Source organism: Kineococcus sp. TRM81007, from assembly GCF_022669155.1.
Lineage (GTDB): Bacteria > Actinomycetota > Actinomycetes > Actinomycetales > Kineococcaceae > Kineococcus.
The window spans coordinates 27,895-48,606 of the sequence record NZ_JALBVB010000058.1 but is presented as its reverse complement, the minus strand read 5'-3'; the positions used below and the strand labels follow the sequence as shown (position 1 = coordinate 48,606).

Below are 20,712 nucleotides of genomic sequence, written 5' to 3'. Positions count from 1 at the left end.
CACCGCGGGTGAGCCCCGTGTCACCTCGCCGCGCCCACCGCTCCCCTCCCCCACCCGCTCACCCCCGATCCCGCGGTGATCGAGGGTGAAGGGGGTCAGGCGCGCAGGGCGGTGAGGAAGGCGTCGATCTTGACGCGCAGCTCCTCGGCCAGGCGGGACAGGCCCGTGACGTCCTGCGCCCCGCCCCAGCTGCCGCCGCCGTCCACGGCCGCGCGCACGCCGTCCACGAGGCCGTTCATCTCCGCGACGGTGGCGCTGATGCCGGTGATGGCCTGCACCGCGCCCTGCGCCTGGGCGCGGATGCTGGCGACCTGCGCGGAGACCTCCTCGGTCGCGCGGCCGGTCTGGTCGGCGAGCTCCTTGACCTCCGCGGCGACCACGGCGAAGCCGCGGCCCGCCTCGCCGGCGCGGGCGGACTCGATGGTCGCGTTCAGGGCCAGCAGCCGGGTCTGCCCGGCGATGCTGTTGATGACGGAGACGACCTGCTGGATCTCCTCCGACGCCCGGGTGAGCGCCTGCATCGTCACCGACGCCTGGTCGGCCTCCGCGCTGGCGGCCGAGGCTGCCGAGGACAGGCCCTGCGCCGAGGCGCTCAGCTCGGTGGACGCGGTCGCCACCTGCTCGGCGACGCCGAGGACGTCGGCCTCGAACGTGTCGGCCAGGACCAGGCGGTTCTCGTGGGTCGCCGTGACGCTGTCGGCGGCGTCCTTCATGCGGCCGCGGGCCTCGTCGATGCGCCCGGCGACCTGGCGGAAGCCGCCCCGCAGGCCGGCCAGCAGGTAGCGGCGGTGGTGCCGGCCGCCGGCAGCCGCCGTCAGGGCGGCGCCCGCCTCGCGCACGAACGCGTCGGAGGCGTCGATGGCGCGGTTGACGCTGTGCTGCGCGGCGAGCAGCTCGGGGACGGCCTCGACGCCGGGGACGCCGCCGACGCGACGCTCGAAGTCGCCGGCCGCGATCGCCTCGCACACCTCGGCGACGTGGGCGGTGAAGGCCCGGTGCAGCTCCAGCTCCCCCTGCCCCGCGGGGGCGGGGCGGCCGAAGAGGGACCTCGCGGCGCTCGGCACGTCAGGACTCCTCGGGGATCAGGGACCAGATGAACTCGTCGTAGTCGACGCCGCGCTCGGCCAGGTGCCGGCCCAGCAGGGCGGCCCCGGCCTCCGCGGCGGCGCGGCCGGAGCCCGCGCGGGACTCCTCGGCCAGCAGCTCGCGGTACAGCGGCTGGACCGCCTCCACGCCCGCGCGTGCGGGGCGGCGGCGGTTGGAGTGGTAGCCGACGATCTTCCCGCCGGGCCCGAAGGAGGGGGTGACGTGCGCCAGCACCCAGTAGTTCGCGCCGTCGGCGGCCAGGTTGTTGACGTAGGCGAACAGCTCCCGGCCGGAGGAGACGGTGTCCCACAGCAGCTTGAAGACGGCGCGCGGCATGGCGGGGTGGCGGATGAGGTTGTGCGGCTGCCCGACCACCTCGTGCAGCTCGTAGGCGCCGACGCGGCAGAAGACGTCGTTGGCGTAGGTGATGACCCCGCGGGTGTCGGTCTTGGAGACGATGAGCTCGTCCGCCCCGAACGTGCGTTCCCGGCCCGTGGGCCGCACCGCGACCCGGCGCGGTCCCGGCGCGGTGGTGGCGCTCCCCATGCTCACTCCCTGCTGCGGCAGCTCGTCCGTTCGGCTGCTCCTCCCACGTATCGGTGCGACCCTCCGTGACTTGAGCACCGGGTGCGCCCCTCTTCCGAGGGGGCGCCCACCGACGCCGGGCGGGTGCCGCGCGTCCGGGGGCACCGCCGGGTCGTGGCAGGATCGCCCGGTGCGATTGGCTGACCAGCTCGACGGCAAGCGCCTCCTCCTGACCGGCGTGACCGGCTTCATCGGCGAGGCGCTGCTGCAGCGGATCCTCGTCGACGTGCCCGGCGCCTCGGTCGTCGCGCTCGTGCGCCCCAAGCCGGGCCAGAGCGGCGAGGACCGGATGCGCTCGCTGCTGAAGAAGCGGATCTTCTCCGCGGCGGGCGACCCCGACGACCTGCTGAAGACGCGCGTGGGCGTCCTGGAGGGCGACCTGTCGCAGGTGCCGGAGCTGCCCGGCGACCTGGACGTGGTGGTGCACTGCGCCGGTGACGTCTCCTTCGACCCGCTGATCCAGGACGCCTTCACCACCAACGTGCTGGGCACGAGGTCGCTGGTGGAGCGCGTGCTGGCCGCCTCCCGGCCCGAGGCGCCCACCCACTACGTGCACGTGTCCACCGCCTACGTGGGCGGCCGGCGCCGCGGCGCGGTGCCGGAGCGGGCCGTGGACCACGAGGTGGACTGGCGCACCGAGCTGGAGGCGGGTCTGCGGCTGGCCGCGCGCATCGAGGAGGACTCCCGCCTGGACGCGCGGCTGCGCACCTTCCTGCGCGCCGCGGAGCGCGACCACGGCCGCGCCGGGCCGCTGACGGTGGCCGCCGACGCCGAGCGCCGCCGCGTGGAGTGGGTGACCGAGCAGCAGAAGGCCGCCGGCAAGGAGCGGGCCCGCACCCTGGGCTGGACGGACTGCTACACCTTCACCAAGGCGATGGGCGAGCGGTTCGTGGAGGAGGTCGCGGCGCCGGTGGTGCCGACGACGATCCTGCGGCCGAGCATCGTGGAGTCGGCGCTGGTCCACCCGCACCCGGGCTGGATCGAGGGCTTCAAGATGGCCGAGCCGATCATCCTGGCGTACGGCAAGGGCGAGCTGACGGAGTTCCCCGCCGCCCCGGACTCGGTGCTGGACGTCGTGCCGATCGACCACGTCGTCAACGCGATCCTCAAGGCCGCCGCGACCCCGCCGCCGCTGTCGCAGCCGGCGTACTACCACGTCTCCTCCGGCAACCGGAACCCGATCACGTTCCGCGGGCTGTACGAGCACGTGCGCGACTACTTCGTGGAGCACCCGTTCGACTCCTCCCCCGAGGTCATGCCGACGTGGGACTTCCCGGGGCAGAACGCGGTGGAGCGCAAGGTGCGCGTCGGCGAGGTGCTCACCGGCGTGGGCAACCGCGCCCTGATGCTCGCCCCGCGCTCGGAGCGGGTGCGCCGCGCCTCCCGGAAGCTGGACGCCGCCCGCCGCCAGGTGGAGTTCGCCCGCCGGTACATGGACCTCTACAAGGCGTACACCGAGGCGGAGCTGCGCTTCGTGGACGACAACACGCTCGCGCTGCACCGGTCCCTGGACCCGGAGGACGTCGAGCTGTGGGGCTTCGACACCGCGGTGGTGGACTGGCAGGCGTACTGGCGCGACACGCACTGCCCCAGCGTGACCGGGCAGATGCGCAAGTACGAGGAGATCCGCCGGCGCCGCAAGGCCGCCGAGGCCACCGGAGGCCCGCGGGAGCTGAAGCCGGTCGCGGAGGGCGCGGCACCGGTGCTGGCGGTCTTCGACCTGGCGGGCACCCTGCTGCCCGGCACGGTGGTGGACACGTACCTGACGCTGCGCCTGTCGCAGCTGGACGCGTCGGCGCGGGTGGCGGAGTTCGCGCGCGTGGTGCGGCACCTGCCGGGCTGGATCGCCGCCGAGCGCCGCGACCGCGGCAGCTTCCTGCGCTCGCTGTTCCGCGGCTACGCCGGGGTGGACCTGGGTGCGCTGGAGGCGCACGTGGACGACGTGTTCGCCCCCCGGTTCCTGGAGCAGGTCTCCTCCGACGCGCTGCGCCGCATCCAGGCGCACCGCGACGCCGGGCACCGCACGATCCTCATGACGGGTGACGCGCGCGTGGTGACCCGCCCGCTGGCGGGGCTGTTCGACGAGGTGGTGTGCACGGACCTGGAGGAGGAGACCGGGCCGGACGGGCGCCGGCGGGCCACCGGGTTCCTCACCTCCCCGCCGCTGGTCGGGGAGTCGCGCGCGGCGTGGCTGCGCCGGTACGCGGAGGTCGTCGGCGCGGACCTGTCCGCGAGCTACGCCTACGCCGACTCCCACCCGGACGTGCCGCTGCTGAAGGCCGTGGGCAACCCCACGGCCGTCTCGCCGGACGTGTCGCTGTTCCGGGTGGCGCGCGCCTCCCGGTGGCCGGTGGCGGACTGGGCGGCGTCGTCGCCGGCGCGGCGGCTGCGGGTGCCGCAGCAGGTGCTGGCCGGCACCGCCTGAGCGCCGCGGTCCCGTGCGCCCGGTCCCGTCGCGCCCGGCGCCGTCCGCGGGCGCGGCGGGCGCGCCGTGGGAGGATGCTCGGGTGCGCCCGTCACGAACGCCGAACGCGCCCGGAGCCGTGCGCGAGGAGGTCCCCGCATGACGATGCTGATGGGTGAGGACGGCCCCCGCCGCCTGGTGCGGGCCTTCCCGCTGGCGCGGGGGCGCCGCGCCGCCGGCGGTGGCACCGGCGCACCGGACGGGCCGGGCGGCTCGCGCAAGGTGCACCGCAACGACTGGGTGCGCTCGCGGCCGGCGTCGGCCGTGCGCGCCGGTCTGCAGCGCGTCCTGCTGACGCCGCTGATGCGGGCGGAGCTGCGCATCGACGTGCGGGGCGTGGAACTGCTGGACGGCATCGGCGGCCCGGCGGTGATCGTGGCCAACCACTCCTCGCACCTGGACACCCCGGTGCTGCTGGACGCCCTGGGCCCACGGCGGCGCAGGCGCGTGGCGGTGGCCGCGGCGGCGGACTACTTCTTCGACGTGTGGTGGCGCTCGGCGCCGTCGGGCCTGGTGATCGGCACCTTCCCGCTGGAGCGGCGCGGCGGCCGGGGCGCGAACGCGTCCTCGCAGCTGCTGGCCGACGGCTGGAGCCTGGTGATCTTCCCCGAGGGCGGGCGCAGCTACACGGGCGAGGTGCGCCCCTTCAAGAAGGGCGCGGCGTACCTGGCGCTGGAGGCGGGCGTGCCGGTGGTCCCGGTGGCGCTGCGCGGCACGTACGAGGCGATGCCCCCGCGGCAGAACTGGCCGTCGAAGGGGCGCCCGCGCATCAGCGTGACCTTCGGCGAGCCGCTGCGCGGGCGGCCGGGCGAGCGCGCCGGGGACTTCACGCCGCGCATCGAGGAGGCCGTCGCGAAGCTGCTCGCGAACAGCTGAGCAGCTCCAGCCGGGCGGTGACCTCCGTCACAGCTCACGGGTCCCCGCAGCACGGCCGCGCCCCGGGGACCGGCCGTGGGCGACGGAGAGGTGTACGTCAGGCTTCGGTCTTGTTACGGTCTGCTGGTTCCCGGAGCCGTTCGGGGACCCGTCGCGGGGACACGCCGAGTCCTGCCCGCTCCGCGCCGGCACCTGTGATCATCGGGCAGGAGCGGGGGACCCATGGTTCCTCGGACACCCGCCGCGCTCAGCGCGGCCGGGGTCCTCGGGGTGAAGCCGCCCGCGGGCGGCCGGGCCAGCGACCTTCGGCCCGAACCCGACAGCTCACCTCGCAGGCGTCGGAGGTTCCCCATGCCCGCGTCCTTCCGCCGTACCCGCACGTCCGCTCGCACCCTGCGCCGCGGCCTGCTCGCCACCGCCGCCGCCGGTGCGGCCGGCGCCGCGATCCTCGCTCCCGCCACGGGCGCCTCCGCCGCTCCCGTCTCGGAGTGGGACCGCCTGGCCCAGTGCGAGTCGTCCGGCAACTGGCAGATCAACACCGGCAACGGCTACTACGGCGGGCTGCAGTTCAGCCCCAGCACGTGGACCGGTTTCGGCGGCGGGCAGTACGCCCCGCGCGCCGACCTGGCCAGCCGCGAGCAGCAGATCGTCGTGGCCGAGCGCGTCCTCGCCGGCCAGGGCTGGGGCGCCTGGCCGTCCTGCTCGCGCCGCCTGGGGCTGAGCGGTGCCGCCGACCCGGCCGGCGCCGAGCAGGCGCTGCTGAACCCGGCACCGGTCCCCGCGCCCGCCCCGGCCCCGGCCCCCGCCCCCGCCCCCGTCGCGGCGGCCGCCCCGGCTCCCGCCCCCGCGGCGCGCACCCACACCGTGCAGCCCGGCGAGACCCTGTACCGGATCGCCGTGAACAACGGCGTGCCCGGCGGCTACGTGGAGCTGTGGAACGCCAACCGCGCCGTCATCGGCGACGACCCGGCCCGCATCGAGGTCGGCATGGTCCTCGCCCTGCCCTGACGAGCAGACCCCTCCGCGGAACCCCCCGGCGCACCGCGCGCCGGGGGGTTCCGCGCGTCCAGGGGTTCCGCGCGCCCGGGTCCCGCGCCACGCTGGGTGCGTGAGGGCGCCGTGGCAGCTGACCGTCGTGCACGCCGCCGACCTGGGGCCGCGGCGGTGGCGCGAGGTGCGCCTCCTGCTCGACGACGCGTTCGCGGGAGACGTCGACGACACCGACCTCGACCACGCGCGCGGCGGCCTGCACGTGCTCGCCCACCTGGACGGCGCCCTGGTGGGCCACGCCGCGCTGGTGCAGCGCAACCTCGTCGCCGGCGGGCGGCCGCTGCGCGCCGGGTACGTGGAGGCTGTCGCGGTGGCCGCCGCGCACCGCCGCCGCGGCCTCGGCTCGGCGCTGATGGGCGCCGTGGAGGACCTGGCGGACCGCGCGCACGAGGCGGTGTTCCTCGGCGCCTCCGACGACGGCGCGCGGCTGTACCGTGCGCGCGGCTGGCGGGTGTGGACCGGCCCGACGGGCGTGATGACGCCCGAGGGGGTGCGCGCCACGCCCGGCGACGACGGCGGGGTCCACGTCCACGACCCCGCCGCCGCACGGGACGTCACCACCCGCCTGCTGTGCGACTGGCGCGCCGGCGACGTGTGGTGAGCGCCGGTCAGGCGACGCCGAACGCCTCCTTGACGGGGTCGATCGCGAAGTACAGGACGAACAGCGCGGCCGTCACCCACATCAGCGGGTGCACCTGGCGGACCTTGCCGCGCGCGACCTTCAGGACGACGTAGGCGACGAACCCGGCGCCGATCCCGGCGCTGATCGAGTACGTGAACGGCATCAGCACGATCGTCAGGAAGGCCGGCAGCGCGATCTCCACGTCGTCCCAGTCGATGCCCTTGACCTGGGTCATCATCAGGAACCCGACGACGACGAGCGCGGGGGTGGCGGCCTCGTACGGCACGATCGAGACGACCGGCGCCAGGAACGTCGTCAGCAGGAACGCGGTGCCGGTGACGACGCTGGCCAGGCCGGTGCGCGCGCCCTCCCCCACCCCGGTGGCCGACTCGATGTAGCTGGTGTTGCTGGAGACGCCCGCCGCGCCGCCGGCCGCGGCGGCGATCGAGTCCACGACGAGGATGCGCCGCGTGCCCGGCGGGTTGCCCTCGGCGTCCAGCAGGTCACCCTCCTTGCCGATGGCGACCATCGTGCCCATCGTGTCGAAGAAGTCGGCCAGCAGGAGCGTGAAGACGAGCAGGACGACGCTGACGACGCCGATGCGCTCGAACGAGCCGAGCAGGTTGAACTGCCCGAGCAGCGAGAAGTCCGGGGTGTCGATCCACGAGTCCGGCAGGGCGGGCACGTTCAGGCCCCACGCGCGCGGGTCGCGCACCTCGCCGTCGGCGCCGGTGCGCGGGCCGAGCTGGGCGACCGCCTCGACGACGACGGCCAGCACGGTGGCGACGACGATGCCGCCGAGGATGGCGCCGCGGACCCCGCGCGCCATGAGCACGATCATCAGCAGGAGCCCGGCGACGAACACGAGCGTCGGCCAGCCGTTGAGGAAGCCGCCGATGCCCAGCTCCAGGGGCGTGCCGCTGCCGGAGCGGACGAAGCCCGCGTCGACGAGGCCGACGATGGTGATGAACAGGCCGATGCCGACGCTGATCGCGGTCTTCAGCTGCGCGGGCACCGCGTGGAAGACGGCCTCGCGGAAGCCCGTCAGGACGAGCACCAGGATGATCAGGCCCTCGAGGACCACCAGACCCATGGCGTCCGCCCACGTCATGCCCGGCAGGGCGGCGACGCCGAAGGCGACGAACGCGTTCAGGCCCAGGCCGGTCGCGAGCGCCAGCGGGTAGTTGGCGACGACGCCCATGAGGATCGTCATGACGCCGGCGACGAGCGCGGTGGCCGCGGCGACCGCCGCGAGGTCCGGGGCGGCACCGCCGCCGAGGAACCCTCCCGTGCTGTCCGGCTGCGTGCCGATGATCAGTGGGTTGAGCACGACGATGTAGGCCATCGTGAAGAAGGTGGCCAGGCCGCCGCGGACCTCGCGGGCGACGGTGGAGCCGCGTTCGGTGATGCGGAAGTACCGGTCCAGCGCCGGGCGCCGGCGGGCGGGTTCGGTGTGGGTGGCCATGAGCACCTCGGCGTTCTCGTGCGGGAGCGGCGTTCCGGCCGCGACGTCGAGGCCGGCACGGATCCTGCCAGAGCCGGCGAGGCGGCCGGGGACGCCCGCACGGGCCGTCGGTGTCCCGCGACGCTCAGTGGCTGGTGGTGCCGCGGCGCGACTCCAGCACGGGGTCGACGAGGTTCTCGACGACGAGGCCGGTGACGACGGCGTCCACCGCGGCGTGCAGGACCTCCACGACGCCCTCGCCGGTGCGCCAGGTGCGCGGCGGGGCGCCGGCGCCGGTGGCGTTCTCCAGGGTCTGGTCGACGATGATCCGGGTGAGGGTCTGCGCGACGTCCGCGCGCACCCGCAGCAGGCCGCTGGCGCGCCACACCCCTCGCAGGGCGCCGAGGGCGGCGGAGGTGGCGACCTGCATGGCGACGGTGGCGGCGACCGGCCGCTCGTCGTCGCCCGGGTGGCGGCCCAGCAGGATCAGCAGGGTCCGTCCCGGCACGTGCGAGACCGGGCGGCCGGTGATGGCGCGCTCGGCGCGCTGTCCGGCCGCCGTCGCCGCCGCCCCCACCAGCCCGCCGAGCACGCCGCGGGCGGCGGCCCGCGCCAGCACGGCCGGGCGCGTGCCGTCCGCCTCGGTGATCGTCAGTCCCACGGCGCCACCTTGCCCGGCCCCGCGCTGCCCCGCCACCGCACCGCTCCACCCCGCCCTGCCCCCGCCCCGCCGGGCCCACCCCTCCCCCGTGATCCTGCGCGCGTGAGCGTTCAACCGTGCAAGATCACCGCGGGGTGGAGGGGCGGGGGTGGGGGGCGCCGGGTCAGGGGTGCTGGGTCAGGGGTGCTGGGTCAGGGGTGCTGGGTCAGGGGTGCTGGGTCAGGGGTGCTGGGTCAGGGGTGCTGGGTCAGGGGCGCTGGCCGAAGGCGTGGCGGCGCACCCAGGCGTGCATCGCCACCGCGGCCGCGGCGCCGACGTTGATGGAGCGGGTCGAGCCGAACTGCGCGATCGCGAGCACGTCCGTGCAGCGCGCCACCGCCTCGTCCGTCAGCCCCGGCCCCTCCTGCCCGAACAGCAGCACGCACGCGCGGGGCAGGTCGTACGTCTCCAGCGGCACCGAGCCGTCGACGTTGTCGATCCCCACCAGCGGCAGGCCCCGCTCTGCCGCCCAGTCCGCGAGCGCCGCCACGTCGGCGTGGTGGTGCACCGACAGGTAGCGGTCGGTGACCATCGCGCCGCGGCGGTTCCAGCGCTTGTGCCCCACGACGTGCGCGCCGGCGGCGTTGACGGCGTTGGCGGTGCGCACCACGGAGCCGATGTTCGCGTCGTGCTGCCAGTTCTCCACCGCGACGTGCAGAGGGTGGCGGCGGGTGTCGAGGTCGGCGACGATCGCGGCGTTGGACCAGTACCGGTAGGCGTCCACGACGTTGCGCCGGTCGCCCTCGCGCAGCAGTTCGGGGTCGTAGCGGGGGTCGTCCGGCCACGGGCCCTCCCACGGGCCGACCCCGACCACGCGCTCCGGCGCGCCCCCCTGCTCGCTGCCCGGCACGGCGCCATCCTGTCAGCCCGCCCGTCGGCTCCCCGTCAGCTCCCCGAAGGAGTGCTCGTGCCCCGTCCCCGCCCGTTCGCGCAGGTCGACGTCTTCTCCCCGGTGCCGTACCGGGGCAACCCGGTGGCGGTGGTGCTGGACGCCGAGGGGCTGGACGCGGAGGCGATGCAGCGGTTCGCGGCGTGGACGAACCTGTCGGAGACGACGTTCGTGCTGCCGCCGTCGGACCCGGCGGCGGACTACCGGCTGCGGATCTTCACGCCGGGCGGGGAGCTGCCGTTCGCCGGGCACCCCACGCTGGGGTCCGCGCACGCCTGGCTGGGTGCCGGGGGGCGCCCGCACGGCGGGGACGTCGTGGTGCAGGAGTGCGGGGCCGGTCTGGTGCCGGTGCGCCGCGACGGGGCGGCGCTGAGCTTCGCGGCGCCGCCGCTGGTGCGCAGCGGGCCGCTGGAGGAGGAGGTCCTGGACCGGGCGGTGCGGGCGCTGGGCCTGGCCCGGGAGGACGTGGTGGACCACCGGTGGGTGGACAACGGCCCCGGGTGGGCGGCGGTGCGGCTGGCGTCGGCGCGGGCGGTGCTGGACGTGGAGGTCGACGCGGCCGTCCTCGGCGACCTGCCGCTGGGGGTGGTGGGTGCCCACCCGGCGGGTTCGGGGCACGCGGTGGAGGTGCGGGCGTTCGTGCCGGAGCTGGGGGTGCCGGAGGACCCGGTGACCGGGAGCCTGAACGCCGGGCTCGCGCAGTGGCTGACCGGGGACGGCACCCTGCCGCCGGACTACACCGCCACGCAGGGCGCGCGGGTGGGCCGGGCCGGCGTGGTGTCGGTGCGCACGGTGGACGGGCGGGTGTGGGTGGGCGGGGAGAGCACCACCTGCGTCGAGGGCACCGTGCTGCTGTGACCGTGCGGCTGTGACCGTGCGGGCGGCGGTCGCCGCTACGGCGTGACCGCCAGGCTGCCCAGCAGCGCCAGGGACTGGGCGCTGACGCTGCCGGGCTCGGCGTGGTAGACGACGAGCTGCTGACCGGGCGCGGAGCGCACGTCGAAGGTCTGCACGCCCAGGGTGAGCGGACCCACGTGCGGGTGCGCGAACCGCTTGACCTCGGCGGACTTGCCGCGGGCCTCGTTGCGGTCCCACAGCTCGGCGAACTCGGCGCTCTGCCGCGACAGGCGGTGCACCAGCTCCCGGGCGCGGGGGTCGCCGCCCGGGGTGCCCTCCAGGAGCCGCAGGCCGGCGACGGTGCTCGCGGCCGCGGCCGGCCAGTCCACGTAGAAGGTGCGGGCCGCCGGGTCGAGGAACACCTCCTCGACCAGGTTGCCGGAGCGCGGGAACCCGCTGAACAGCGCCGAGCCGAGCCGGTTGGCGGCCAGCACGTCGTAGGTGCGCCCGAGCAGCAGGGCGGGTGTGCCCGGCCAGGCGTCCAGCAGCTGCCGCAGGGCCGGGTCGGCCCGCTCCGGCGCCGGGGCCGGCGGGCGCGGGGCCAGCCCGGCGAGGCGGAACAGGTGCTGCCGCCCGTCGCCGTCCAGGGCGAGGGCGTCCGCCAGCGCGCCGAGCACCTGCGGCGACGGGGAGCGCTCGCGCCCCTGCTCCAGGCGCACGTAGTAGTCGGCGCTGACGCCGGCGAGCACCGCGACCTCCTCGCGGCGCAGGCCCGGCACCCTCCGGGGACCGTGGGCGGGCAGGTCGACGTCGGCGGGCCGGACGGCGGCGCGGCGGCCGCGCAGGTAGTCGCCCAGCGGGGAGTCAGCCATGCGGCGAGGGTAGGCGGCCGAGGCGGGCGCGGTCGTGGGTGCGGCGCTCCCAGGTTCCCCGCGGCCTGCCGCGGACGACGGCGCCGCAGCAGCCTGGTCACCGTGACCACCACCACGAACACGAACACGAACCCCACCCCCCGTCCCGCGGGCGGGGCGGACCCCAAGGTCGTCGTCGTCACCGGCGCGAGCAGCGGCATCGGCGAGGCCACCGCGCGGCGCCTGGCGGGCGAGGGCCACCACGTCGTCCTCGGGGCGCGGCGCACCGACCGCCTGGAGGCGCTGACCGCCCGGATCCGGCGGGCCGGCGGCAGCGCCGAGCACCACCGGCTCGACGTCACCGACCCCGCGAGCGTCACCGCCCTGGTCGACGGCGCAGCGCAGGCTCACGGGCGGGTCGACGCGATCGTCAACAACGCGGGGGTCATGCTGCTCTCGCGCCTGGACGCCGGTCTGGTGGACGAGTGGCACCGGATGCTCGACGTGAACGTCAAGGGCCTGCTGCACGGGATCGCCGCGGCCCTGCCGCACTTCCAGCGGCAGGGCGGTGGGCACTTCGTCACGGTGGCGTCCATCGGCGCCCACCAGGTCTCCCCCACGTCCGCCGTGTACTCGGGGACGAAGTTCGCCGCGTGGGCGATCACGGAGGGGCTGCGCCTGGAGCTGGACCCGCGCTTCCGCATCACCACGATCTCGCCGGGGGTGGTGGAGAGCGAGCTCGCCACGCACATCACCGACCCCACGGCCGCCGAGGTGATGCGCGAGTACCGGGCCACGACGATCCCCGCCGACGCGGTCGCCCGCGCGATCTCCTACGCCCTGGGGGAGGCCGGCGACGTCGACGTCAACGAGGTCGTCGTTCGCCCCACCGCGCAGCGCTGGTGAGGGCCCCCGGCGCGCCCGGGCGGGCGCCGCCCGCCCGGGCGGGCGCTCAGGCGGTCCCGCCGCGCGGTTCGAGGACCACCACGTCCGTCTCGGTGGCGCGCCGGGCGGCGTGCGCGCCGAGGTCCGGGTCGACCGCGAGCCAGCGCTGCCACAGCCGCTCGCGCTCCTGCCCCTCGGCGCGGCGCGCGCGGACCGGTCGCGGGGCCCGGTGCGCCAGCCGGACGACGGCGTCCGGGTTCGCCCGGAGGTTCAGCCACCAGGCGGGGTGGCCCTCCTCCCAGCCGTTCATGGCGGGCACGACGAGGTCGGGGCCGTCCTCGAGGTAGCCGACGATGACGCTGCGCTCCTGCCCGGACCTGCGCCCGACGGTCGTCAGTCGCAGCGCACCCCACCCGCGCCTGTTCGCCGGGGTCCACAGGAACCGGCCGCCGCTGAGGCGGTTCAGCACCCGGTGGACGCGCCAGGCCGTGTGCACGAACCACGGGGGCGGGACGCGCGGTCGCACCGGCTGCTCCGTCACGCCGCCCTCCGCCACGCCGAGCGCAGCGACAGGCTGCGCCCGGTCTGCAGCAGGGAGTTCTCGTACAGCCGCCGGGCGACCGCCACGAACAGCGCCGCGGTGGCGGCGATGACCAGCAGCGCGATGAGCGGTTCGGTCCAGCCGACGTCGCCCTGCAGGACCCGCTTGGGCATGACCATCGGGGAGGACAGCGGCACGTAGGACAGGACGGTCTGCAGGGTGCCGGGGTCGTTCGCGGCGAACGTCGCGAAGAACGGCAGCATGACGAGCATCTGCACCGGGGTGGCGGTGGACTGCAGGTCCTCCAGCCGGCTGGCCATCGCCCCGGCCGCCGCCCACAGGCACGAGAGCATCGCGAACCCGACGACGAAGAACACGACGAACCACACCGCGGCGGTGGGCACGCTCGGCAGGCTCTCCAGCAGTTCCGGCTCCGCGATCGCCAGCCCGCCCAGGCCGGCGGCCACCAGCAGCACGATCTGCCCCAGCGCCAGCAGGCCGTTGCCGACGATCTTGCCGACGAGGAGCTGGTTCACCGGGACGGTGGTGACGAGCAGCTCGACGACGCGGGTCTGCTTCTCCATCACGACGCTCTGCGCGATGGAGTACCCGAAGATGACGACGATCTGCAGGAACAGGACCGCGAACGCCAGGCCCAGCAGGTAGGTGGTGAACGGGTCCACGGCGTCCGGGTCGAGGAGGCGCTGGGCGGGCGGCGGCAGGGTCAGGACCTGCTCGGCGGTGGACGCGTCCACCCCGGCCGCGGTCAGCAACCCGACCGCCTGCGCCCCCCGCACGCGCGCGGTGAGGACCTCCCCGAGCCCGGAGGGGACGTTGCGGTCGCCGACGACCTCGGCGGCGCCGGACGCGGACGGCAGCACCGCGGCGTCGACGTCACCGGCGCGCACGGCGGCCTCCGCGGCGGCGGCGTCGGCGACGGTGCGCACCTCGACCCGCACGTCGCCGCTCTCGCCGGGGCGCTCGGCCAGCAGCGGCGCGGTGGTGGAGGTGGCCGCCACCTCGTAGCGGTCGGTGCCGCCGGAGACCAGCCCCGGCAGGAACGCCGCGGCGAGCACGATGACGAGCAGCAGGAGGGTGGAAAACACGAACCCCTTGTCGCGCAGGCGCTCGCGCATCTCGCGGTCGGCCACCAGCCACCACTGGCGCTGGACGCCGGGGGTCGCGCTCACCGGGACACCTCCGAGAACAGCTCGGACAGGGACGGGACGACGGGTGCGAACGAACGCACCGGGCCGCGGCGCAGGGCCTCGGCGAGCAGCCGCTGGTCGGCGTCGGAACCCTCCACCTCCACGACCACCCGGCCGGGCGCGGACTCCACCAGCCGCACCCCCGGCACGTCGCCCACCCAGTCCAGCGGGCCGTTCGCGGTGAGGGCGTACCTCGACCCGGAGCGTCCCCGGCGCAGCTCCTCCGGTTCCCCGGCGGCCACGACCCGCCCGCCGGCGAGGATGACGAGCTCGTCGCACAGCCGGTCCACGAGGTCGAGCTGGTGGCTGGAGAACAGCACGCCCACCCCGGCGCGGACCCGTTCGCGCAGCAGTTCGGCCATGGCGTCCACGGCGAGCGGGTCGAGCCCGGAGAACGGCTCGTCGAGGACGAGCAGCTCGGGGTCGTGCACGAGGGCGGCGGCGACCTGCACCCGCTGCTGGTTGCCCAGCGAGAGCGATTCGAGCTTGTCCTGCGCCCGTCCGCCGAGGCCGAGGCGATCCAGCAGGTCCTGCGCGCGGGTGGCGGCCGCGGCGCGGTCCACGCCGTGCAGGCGGGCGAGGAACACCAGCTGCTCCAGCAGGCGGCCCTTCGGGTACAGGCCCCGCTCCTCGGGCATGTAGCCGAAGCGGCGGCGCTGCGCGAGGTCGGGGGCCGTGCCCCGGAAGGTGACGGTGCCGGAGTCGGGGGCCAGGACGCCGAGGGCGATGCGCATGGTGGTCGTCTTCCCGGCGCCGTTGGCGCCGACGAAACCGACCATGCGCCCGTCCGGCACGGCGAGGCTGACCGCGTCCAGCGCCAGGCGGTCGCCGAAGCGGCGGGTGATGGAGTCGAGGACGAGCACGGGCCGACCCTAGGGACGCCCCGCGCACCGGCGCGTCCCCCGTTCGGCGCACGGTCCCTCCCCCGCTCGTCGGGGTTCGGCCGCGGGCGGGGTTCGGCCGCGGGCGGGGTTCGGCCGCGGGCGGGGTTCGGCCGCGGGCGGGTTCAGCCGCCGGCGGCGTGCACCCGCACGGCGGTGGCCTTGACGACGAAGTGGACCTCGTCGCCGGGGGCGAGGCGCGCCTCGGCGGCCGCCTCCACGGTGACGTCGGCGAACAGCTCCAGCGGCCCGTGGCGCCCGCGCACCCGCACGGCCCGCCCGCGCGGTTCCAGTTGGGTGACGGTGACGCGCCAGCGGTTGCGGGGGCTGCCGCCGGGGTCGGCGGCGTGCACGGCGACGGCGGCGGGGTCGAGCACCGCGACCGCCGGTCCCCCCGGCGGGCAGCCGTCGTCGACGAGGCCGGCGACGAGCGTGCCGTCGGCGGTGCGCAGGCCGTCGGCGGTGGCGCGCCCGGTGAGCAGGACGAGCCCGGCGATGCCTGCGGCGAACGCGCTGCGGGGCCGGGTGAGGACCTCGTGCACGTCACCGCGCTCGGCGACGCGGCCGTCCTGCAGCACCGCGACGCGGTCGGCGAGCGCCAGGACGTCCAGCAGGTCGTGGGTGACGAGCACGACGCCGCCGGGGCGCTCGGGGTGCTGCCCGCCGCGCAGCACCTCGCGCAGCACCCGGCGCACCTCGGGGGCGGCGGTGACGTCGAGCGCGGCCATCGGCTCGTCGAGCAGCAGCAGGCGCGGCCGGGTGGCCAGCGCCCGCGCGATCGCGACCCGCTGGGCCTGCCCGCCGGACAGCCGTCGCGGCCGGCGGGCGGCGAGGTGCCCGGCGCCGACGGCGTCCAGCCAGCGCGCGGCCCGCTCGCGCGCCTCGCGGCGGGACGCGCCGGTGCTGCGGGGGCCGAAGGCGACGTTGTCGGCGGCGCTGAGGTGCGGGAGGAGCAGCGGGTCCTGCGCGAGCAGCGCCACGCCGCGGCGGTGGGCGGGCACGAGCACCTCCCGCCCGGTGGCGCCGGCGGCGGTGAGCACGCGCCCGTCGAGGGCGATGCGCCCGGCGGTGGGGCGCAGCAGCCCGGCGAGCAGGTCCAGCAGGGTGGACTTGCCGGCGCCGTTGGGGCCGAGGACGGCGAGGACCTCACCCGGCGGCACGTCGAGGTCCACGGCGAGGCCGCGCGGCGCGTGCCGCACTGCCACCTCCAGCCCCGGCCCCGGCCCCGGCCCCGGCCCCGGCCCAGGTGACGCGTTCACGGGCTGCCGCGCCCCTCGCGCCCGCGCACGCCCACCACGACGACGACGCTGACCGCGACGAGCACCAGCGCCAGCGCGACGGCCGCGTCCGGGTCGCTCTCGCGCTGCAGGTAGACCTCCAGCGGCAGGGTGCGGGTGACGCCCTCCAGGCTGCCGGCGAACGTCAGGGTGGCGCCGAACTCGCCGAGGGACCGGGCGAACGCGAGCACCGCGCCGGAGGCCAGGCCGGGCGCCACCAGCGGCAGCGTCACGCGGGTGAGCACCCGACCGGGCCGGGCGCCGAGGGTGGCGGCGACGCGCTCGTGGCGCTGCCCGGCGGTGCGCAGGGCGCCCTCGGCGCTGAGGACGAGGAACGGCAGGGCGACGAACGTCTGGGCGAGCACGACGGCGGCCGTGCTGAACGCGATGCGCACCCCGAGCACCTCCAGCGCGGGCGCGAGCAGCCCGCGCCGGCCCAGCGCGTACAGCAGGGCCAGGCCGCCGACGACGGGCGGCAGCACCAGCGGCAGCAGCACCACCGAGCGCAGCACCCGCAGGCCGGGGAAGCTGCCGCGGGCGAGCACCAGCGCCATCGGCACCCCCAGCAGCAGGCAGCAGGCGGTGCTGGCGGTGGCGGTGAGCAGGCTCAGCCGCAGGGCGGCCAGCGACGACGGGGAGGTGACGAGCTCGCCGAAGCGCGGCCAGTCGACGCGGGCGACGATCGCGACCAGCGGAACGAGCACCAGCAGCAGCCCGGCGGCGGCCGGCACGTGCACCCAGGCCGGCAGGGCACCGCCCACGGGCTCGCCGGCGCGGCGCTCCCGGCGGCCGGCGCGGCTGGCGCGGCTCACGCGGCGGGCACCCCGAAGCCGGCGGCGGCCAGCGCCGCCCGGCCCGCCTCGCCGGTGACGGCCTCGACGAACTCCGCGGCCAGCGCGGGGTCGGCGGCGTCCCGCAGGGCGGCGACGGGGCAGGTGTTGACGGCGCCGGCCGCCTCGGGCAGCGGCACGGCGGTGACGGCGTCGCCGGCGCGGGCGACGTCGGTGGCGTAGACGAGGCCGGCGTCGGCCTGCCCGGTGGTGACCTTGCCGAGGACGTCGGTGACGGAGGACTCCTCGCTGACGGGTGTGAGCGCGACGCCGGCGGCCTCCTGCACGCGCCGGGCGGCGGCCCCGCACGGCACCTGCGGCGCGCACACGACCACCGCGAGGCCGGGGCGGGCCAGGTCGGCGAGGGAGGTGACGCCGGCGGGGTTCCCGGCGGGGGTGGCGACGGTCAGGACGTTGGTGGCGAACACCTCCGGCTCACCGGCGACCAGGCCCGCGCCGGCGACGCGGGCCATCGTCGCCTCGTCGGCGGAGGCGAACACGTCGGCGGGGGCGCCCTCGAGGACCTGGGTGGCCAGGTCGGCGGAGCCGGCGGAGCTGAGCGCGACGTCGACGCCGGGGTGGTCGCGCTCGAAGTCCTCCGCCACCTCGGTGAACACCTCCTGCAGGGAGGCGGCGGCGAACACGGTGAGCGTGTCCCCGTCCGGGGCGGCGGCCGCCCCGCACCCCGCGATCAGCCCGGCGAGCAGGGCGGTCAGCGCGGCGGCGACCGGGGCCCGGCGGCGGGCGGCGCTCACGCCCGCTCCCCCGCCGGGGTCTCGACGACCACGGTGGTGGCCTTGACGACGGCGGTGGCGCGGCTGCCGGGCTGCAGGCCCAGCTCCTCGGCGGCCTCGCGGCTCATCAGGGAGACCACGCGGTGCGGCCCGCACTGCATCTCCACCTGCGCCATCACGCCGTCGGCGACCACGCGGGTGACCAGGCCCGCGAAGCGGTTGCGCGCCGAGCGCGCCACGCCGGTCGTGTCGGGCGCGGCGGCGGCGGGGCGCTGCACCGCGAAGGCGGCCAGGGCGGCGCCGTCCACGACGAGGCGCCCGGCGTCGTCGCGCGCGGCGGGCAGCGCCCCGGCCTCGGTCCAGCGGCGGGCGGTGTCGTCGGAGACGCCGAGCAGCTCGGCGACCTCGCGGATCCGGTACTGCGGCACGCACCCCAGGTTATGCACCGCAGGAGCGGAGGTTCCACCCGGTTCGGGACCGCGCCTGCGTCACTCCCCGCGGAGGATCGCCAGCATCTGCGGCAGGTCGAAGACCTGCGCCACGGCCACCCCGGACTGCCGGCCCAGCTCCGGGTCGGCCCCGGCGGCCAGCAGCGCCCGCACGACCGCCTCGTCCTGGCGGAAGACGGCCGCGCCCAGCGCGGTCTGCCCCTTGTCGTTGACGCGGGAGTGGTCGGCGCCGCGCTCCAGCAGCGCGCGCACCAGCCCCTCGTGCCGGTGGTAGGCGGCCAGGAGCAGCAGCGTGTCGCCGGAGGAGTTCGTCAGGTCCACGGGCACGCCCGCGTCGACGCGCTCCAGCAGGGCGGCGGCCGAGCCCGCGCGCGCCAGGTCGAAGGTCTCCTGCAGGAAGCGCAGCTCGTCGCCGGTCAGGTCAGCGGTCACGCCCCCGACGGTAGCCGGGAGGGCCCGCGGGGCCCCTCCGCGCGGCACCCGCGCGGAGCAGCGGGAGGGGGTGGCGCCCGGGCGGTGCGGCGCCCTACCGTGTGCTGAACCGGTTCGGTGCAGCGTCGCCCGCAGGTCGCGCCGTCCCACCGGACCCCGGCGAAGACCCGAGAGGACGACGTGCTCGACACCGACAAGATCTCCGTGCAGCTGTACACGGTCCGCGAGGCGCTGGCGGCCGACACCGAGGGCACCCTGGCCCGCCTGGCCGCCATCGGCTTCCGCAAGGTCGAGCCGTTCGGCCTGACCGAGTGGGCGCCGAAGCTGGCGCCGGCCCTGGCCGCGCACGGCCTGAGCGCCCCCAGCACCCACGCCAAGGTCGTCGGCGGCGACGTCGAGGAGGTCCTCGCCGCCGCCGCCACCACCGGCACCACGCTCGTCGTCGAGCCGTTCGTGGACCCCGAGCGCTGGACGACGGCCGAGGACGTCGCCGCGATCGCCGCCGAGCTGAACGCCGCCGCGCGCCGCGCCGCCGACGCCGGCGTCACCATCGGCTACCACAACCACTGGTTCGAGCTGGAGAACCTCATCGGCGGGCGCACCGCCCTGGAGGTCCTCGCCGACTCCCTCGACGACGCCGTGGCGCTGGAGGTCGACACCTACTGGGTCGCCGTCGGCGGCCAGGACCCCGCGGCCCTGCTGGGCCGCCTGGGTGAACGCGTCAAGGCCGTGCACCTGAAGGACGGCGACGGCACCCGCGAGACGAAGAACCAGGTCGCCCTCGGCGCCGGTTCCATCGACGTCGCCGCGATCCTCGACGCCTCCTCCGGCGTGCAGCTGGGCGTCGTGGAGCTCGACGACACCTCCGGCGACGTCTTCGACGCCGTCGCCGGCGGCTACGCCTACCTCACGGGGGTGTCCGCGTGAGCGCCCCCGAGCCCCGCACCGGTCCCGTCGGCATCGGGATCATCGGCGCCGGCGTCATCTCCGGCACCTACCTGGAGAACCTCACCAGCTTCCCCGACGTGCGGGTGCACGCGATCGGCGACCTCTTCCCCGAGGCGGCGGCGGCGCGCGCCGAGGCGCACGGCGTGCCCCGGCACGGCGGCATCGACGCGGTCCTGGAGGACGACGACGTGGAGGTCGTCGTCAACCTCACCGTGCCCGCCGCGCACGTGGAGGTCTCCTCCGCGGCCATCGCCGCCGGCAAGCACGTGTGGAGCGAGAAGCCCATCGCGCTGGACCGCGCCGGCGGCGAGACGCTGATCACCCAGGCGGCCGCCGCCGGGGTGCGGCTCGGCTGCGCCCCCGACACCTTCCTCGGCGCCGGTGTGCAGGCGTCGCTGGCCGCGATCCGCCGCGGCGACATCGGCACCCCGCTGAGCGCGCTGACCCTCATGCAGTCCCCCGGCCCGGAGTCCTGGCACCCCAACCCGGCGTTCCTGTTCCAGACCGGCGCCGGCCCGCTGTTCGACATCGGCCCCTACTACTTCACCCTCCTGGTGCAGGCGTTCGGGCCGGTGGCGGCGGTCGCCGCGATCGGCTCGAAGTCGCGCGCCTCGCGCGTCATCGGCTCCGGCCCCAAGGCCGGCGAGAGCTTCGACGTCACGGTGCCCACCCACGTCAGCGCGATCGCGCAGTTCGAGAGCGGGCAGAGCTCGCAGAGCATCCTCAGCTTCGACTCCCCGCTGCAGCGGCACGGCTTCGTGGAGATCACCGGCACCGAGGCCACCCTGGAGGTGCCGGACCCGAACAACTTCGACGGCGACGTGCGCATCCGGCGCACCGGCTCGGAGGAGTGGGAGCTGCTGGCGTCCACGAAGGCGACCTCCACCCGCGGCACCGGCGTGCTGGAGATGGCGCGCGCGATCCGCGCCGGGCGCCCGCACCGCGTGCAGGGGGCGCTGGCCCACCACGTCGTGGACGTCCTCGCCTCCGTCGACGAGTCGATCAGGAGCAGGAGCTTCGTCGACGTCACCAGCACCGTCGAGGCGGCCGAGCCGCTGCCGGCGGACTGGGACCCGACGGCCCGCACCGTCTGAGCGCACCACCCGTCCGGTGGTGGTGGCCT

At 76.4% G+C, this 20,712-nt stretch carries 22 protein-coding genes and 1 riboswitch; of the genes, 8 read left to right on the top strand and 14 right to left on the bottom strand.

The window, feature by feature from the left end; genetic code table 11:
* Positions 1-95: 95 nt before the first annotated feature.
* A complete protein-coding gene (locus MN205_RS22130; RefSeq protein ID WP_242129935.1) occupies positions 96-1,064 on the bottom strand; it encodes a methyl-accepting chemotaxis protein in 969 nt (322 codons plus the stop codon).
* Position 1,065: 1 nt separating this feature from the next.
* Positions 1,066-1,632, bottom strand: a complete 567-nt coding sequence (locus MN205_RS18745; RefSeq protein ID WP_242129933.1) for a PAS domain-containing protein — start codon at positions 1,630-1,632, stop codon at positions 1,066-1,068.
* A 169-nt stretch (positions 1,633-1,801) separates the two neighbouring features.
* On the opposite strand from MN205_RS18745, the gene MN205_RS18740 reads away from it, so the two are divergent.
* The 4 genes from MN205_RS18740 to MN205_RS18725 all read left to right on the top strand — a co-directional run bounded on the left by MN205_RS18740 (position 1,802) and on the right by MN205_RS18725 (position 6,662).
* Positions 1,802-4,096, top strand: coding sequence for an SDR family oxidoreductase (locus MN205_RS18740; protein ID WP_242129931.1), 2,295 nt, complete (start codon positions 1,802-1,804; stop codon positions 4,094-4,096).
* Positions 4,097-4,234: 138 nt separating this feature from the next.
* Positions 4,235-5,011 carry a lysophospholipid acyltransferase family protein gene (locus MN205_RS18735; RefSeq protein ID WP_242129929.1) on the top strand — a complete coding sequence of 259 codons (777 nt, stop codon included), beginning with the start codon at positions 4,235-4,237 and terminating at the stop codon, positions 5,009-5,011.
* Positions 5,012-5,194: 183 nt separating this feature from the next.
* Positions 5,195-5,350, top strand: a riboswitch (cyclic di-AMP (ydaO/yuaA leader).
* A 12-nt stretch (positions 5,351-5,362) separates the two neighbouring features.
* A complete protein-coding gene (locus tag MN205_RS18730) occupies positions 5,363-6,019 on the top strand; it encodes a transglycosylase family protein (protein ID WP_242129927.1) in 657 nt (218 codons plus the stop codon).
* A 100-nt stretch (positions 6,020-6,119) separates the two neighbouring features.
* Positions 6,120-6,662, top strand: coding sequence for a GNAT family N-acetyltransferase (locus tag MN205_RS18725; RefSeq protein WP_242129925.1), 543 nt, complete (start codon positions 6,120-6,122; stop codon positions 6,660-6,662).
* Between the two features lie 7 nt (positions 6,663-6,669).
* On the opposite strand, the gene MN205_RS18720 is transcribed toward MN205_RS18725, so the two are convergent.
* From MN205_RS18720 to MN205_RS18710, 3 genes are all read right to left on the bottom strand, one after another.
* A complete protein-coding gene (locus MN205_RS18720; RefSeq protein ID WP_242129924.1) occupies positions 6,670-8,148 on the bottom strand; it encodes an NCS2 family permease in 1,479 nt (492 codons plus the stop codon).
* Positions 8,149-8,272: 124 nt separating this feature from the next.
* Positions 8,273-8,788, bottom strand: a complete 516-nt coding sequence (locus MN205_RS18715) for a hypothetical protein (RefSeq protein ID WP_242129923.1) — start codon at positions 8,786-8,788, stop codon at positions 8,273-8,275.
* Positions 8,789-9,035: 247 nt separating this feature from the next.
* Complete coding sequence (locus MN205_RS18710; protein WP_242129922.1) at positions 9,036-9,677, bottom strand: TrmH family RNA methyltransferase; 642 nt, start codon at positions 9,675-9,677, stop codon at positions 9,036-9,038.
* 57 nt (positions 9,678-9,734) lie between these two features.
* On the opposite strand from MN205_RS18710, the gene MN205_RS18705 reads away from it, so the two are divergent.
* Positions 9,735-10,574 (top strand): PhzF family phenazine biosynthesis protein, encoded by an 840-nt coding sequence (locus tag MN205_RS18705; RefSeq protein ID WP_242129921.1) that lies wholly within the window; start codon positions 9,735-9,737, stop codon positions 10,572-10,574.
* A gap of 35 nt (positions 10,575-10,609) precedes the next feature.
* Here MN205_RS18705 and MN205_RS18700 read toward each other — a convergent pair whose 3' ends face one another.
* Entirely contained in the window at positions 10,610-11,425 is an 816-nt protein-coding gene (locus MN205_RS18700; protein WP_242129946.1) for a helix-turn-helix domain-containing protein, read from the bottom strand.
* 198 nt (positions 11,426-11,623) lie between these two features.
* Between MN205_RS18700 and MN205_RS18695 the strand changes: the two genes are divergently transcribed.
* Positions 11,624-12,310, top strand: a complete 687-nt coding sequence (locus MN205_RS18695; protein WP_242738740.1) for an SDR family oxidoreductase — start codon at positions 11,624-11,626, stop codon at positions 12,308-12,310.
* A 46-nt stretch (positions 12,311-12,356) separates the two neighbouring features.
* On the opposite strand, the gene MN205_RS18690 is transcribed toward MN205_RS18695, so the two are convergent.
* From MN205_RS18690 to MN205_RS18655, 8 genes are all read right to left on the bottom strand, one after another.
* The gene (locus MN205_RS18690) at positions 12,357-12,830 is read right to left on the bottom strand and encodes a nitroreductase/quinone reductase family protein (protein ID WP_308220310.1); all 474 of its coding nucleotides are present in this window, start codon (positions 12,828-12,830) and stop codon (positions 12,357-12,359) included.
* Positions 12,827-14,020: an ABC transporter permease gene (locus tag MN205_RS18685; protein ID WP_242129919.1), complete on the bottom strand. Its 1,194-nt coding sequence runs from the start codon at positions 14,018-14,020 to the stop codon at positions 12,827-12,829. The genes MN205_RS18690 and MN205_RS18685 overlap by 4 nt, the downstream gene beginning before the upstream one ends.
* Positions 14,017-14,901, bottom strand: coding sequence for an ABC transporter ATP-binding protein (locus tag MN205_RS18680; RefSeq protein ID WP_242129918.1), 885 nt, complete (start codon positions 14,899-14,901; stop codon positions 14,017-14,019). The genes MN205_RS18685 and MN205_RS18680 overlap by 4 nt, the downstream gene beginning before the upstream one ends.
* A 143-nt stretch (positions 14,902-15,044) precedes the next feature.
* Positions 15,045-16,118, bottom strand: coding sequence for a sulfate/molybdate ABC transporter ATP-binding protein (locus tag MN205_RS18675; RefSeq protein WP_242129917.1), 1,074 nt, complete (start codon positions 16,116-16,118; stop codon positions 15,045-15,047).
* A 56-nt stretch (positions 16,119-16,174) separates the two neighbouring features.
* Positions 16,175-17,008, bottom strand: a complete 834-nt coding sequence (locus MN205_RS18670; protein ID WP_242129914.1) for an ABC transporter permease — start codon at positions 17,006-17,008, stop codon at positions 16,175-16,177.
* A complete protein-coding gene (modA, locus tag MN205_RS18665) occupies positions 17,005-17,781 on the bottom strand; it encodes a molybdate ABC transporter substrate-binding protein (protein WP_242129912.1) in 777 nt (258 codons plus the stop codon). Before modA ends, MN205_RS18670 begins: the two co-directional genes overlap by 4 nt.
* Positions 17,778-18,188 carry a molybdopterin-binding protein gene (locus tag MN205_RS18660; RefSeq protein ID WP_242129909.1) on the bottom strand — a complete coding sequence of 137 codons (411 nt, stop codon included), beginning with the start codon at positions 18,186-18,188 and terminating at the stop codon, positions 17,778-17,780. The genes modA and MN205_RS18660 overlap by 4 nt, the downstream gene beginning before the upstream one ends.
* A 60-nt stretch (positions 18,189-18,248) precedes the next feature.
* A complete protein-coding gene (locus MN205_RS18655; RefSeq protein WP_242129908.1) occupies positions 18,249-18,641 on the bottom strand; it encodes an ankyrin repeat domain-containing protein in 393 nt (130 codons plus the stop codon).
* A 180-nt stretch (positions 18,642-18,821) separates the two neighbouring features.
* On the opposite strand from MN205_RS18655, the gene MN205_RS18650 reads away from it, so the two are divergent.
* Both MN205_RS18650 and MN205_RS18645 read left to right on the top strand, forming a co-directional pair.
* Positions 18,822-19,568: a sugar phosphate isomerase/epimerase gene (locus MN205_RS18650; protein WP_242129907.1), complete on the top strand. Its 747-nt coding sequence runs from the start codon at positions 18,822-18,824 to the stop codon at positions 19,566-19,568.
* Positions 19,565-20,683 (top strand): Gfo/Idh/MocA family protein, encoded by a 1,119-nt coding sequence (locus MN205_RS18645; RefSeq protein WP_242129906.1) that lies wholly within the window; start codon positions 19,565-19,567, stop codon positions 20,681-20,683. Before MN205_RS18650 ends, MN205_RS18645 begins: the two co-directional genes overlap by 4 nt.
* The last annotated feature ends 29 nt before the right edge of the window (positions 20,684-20,712 follow it).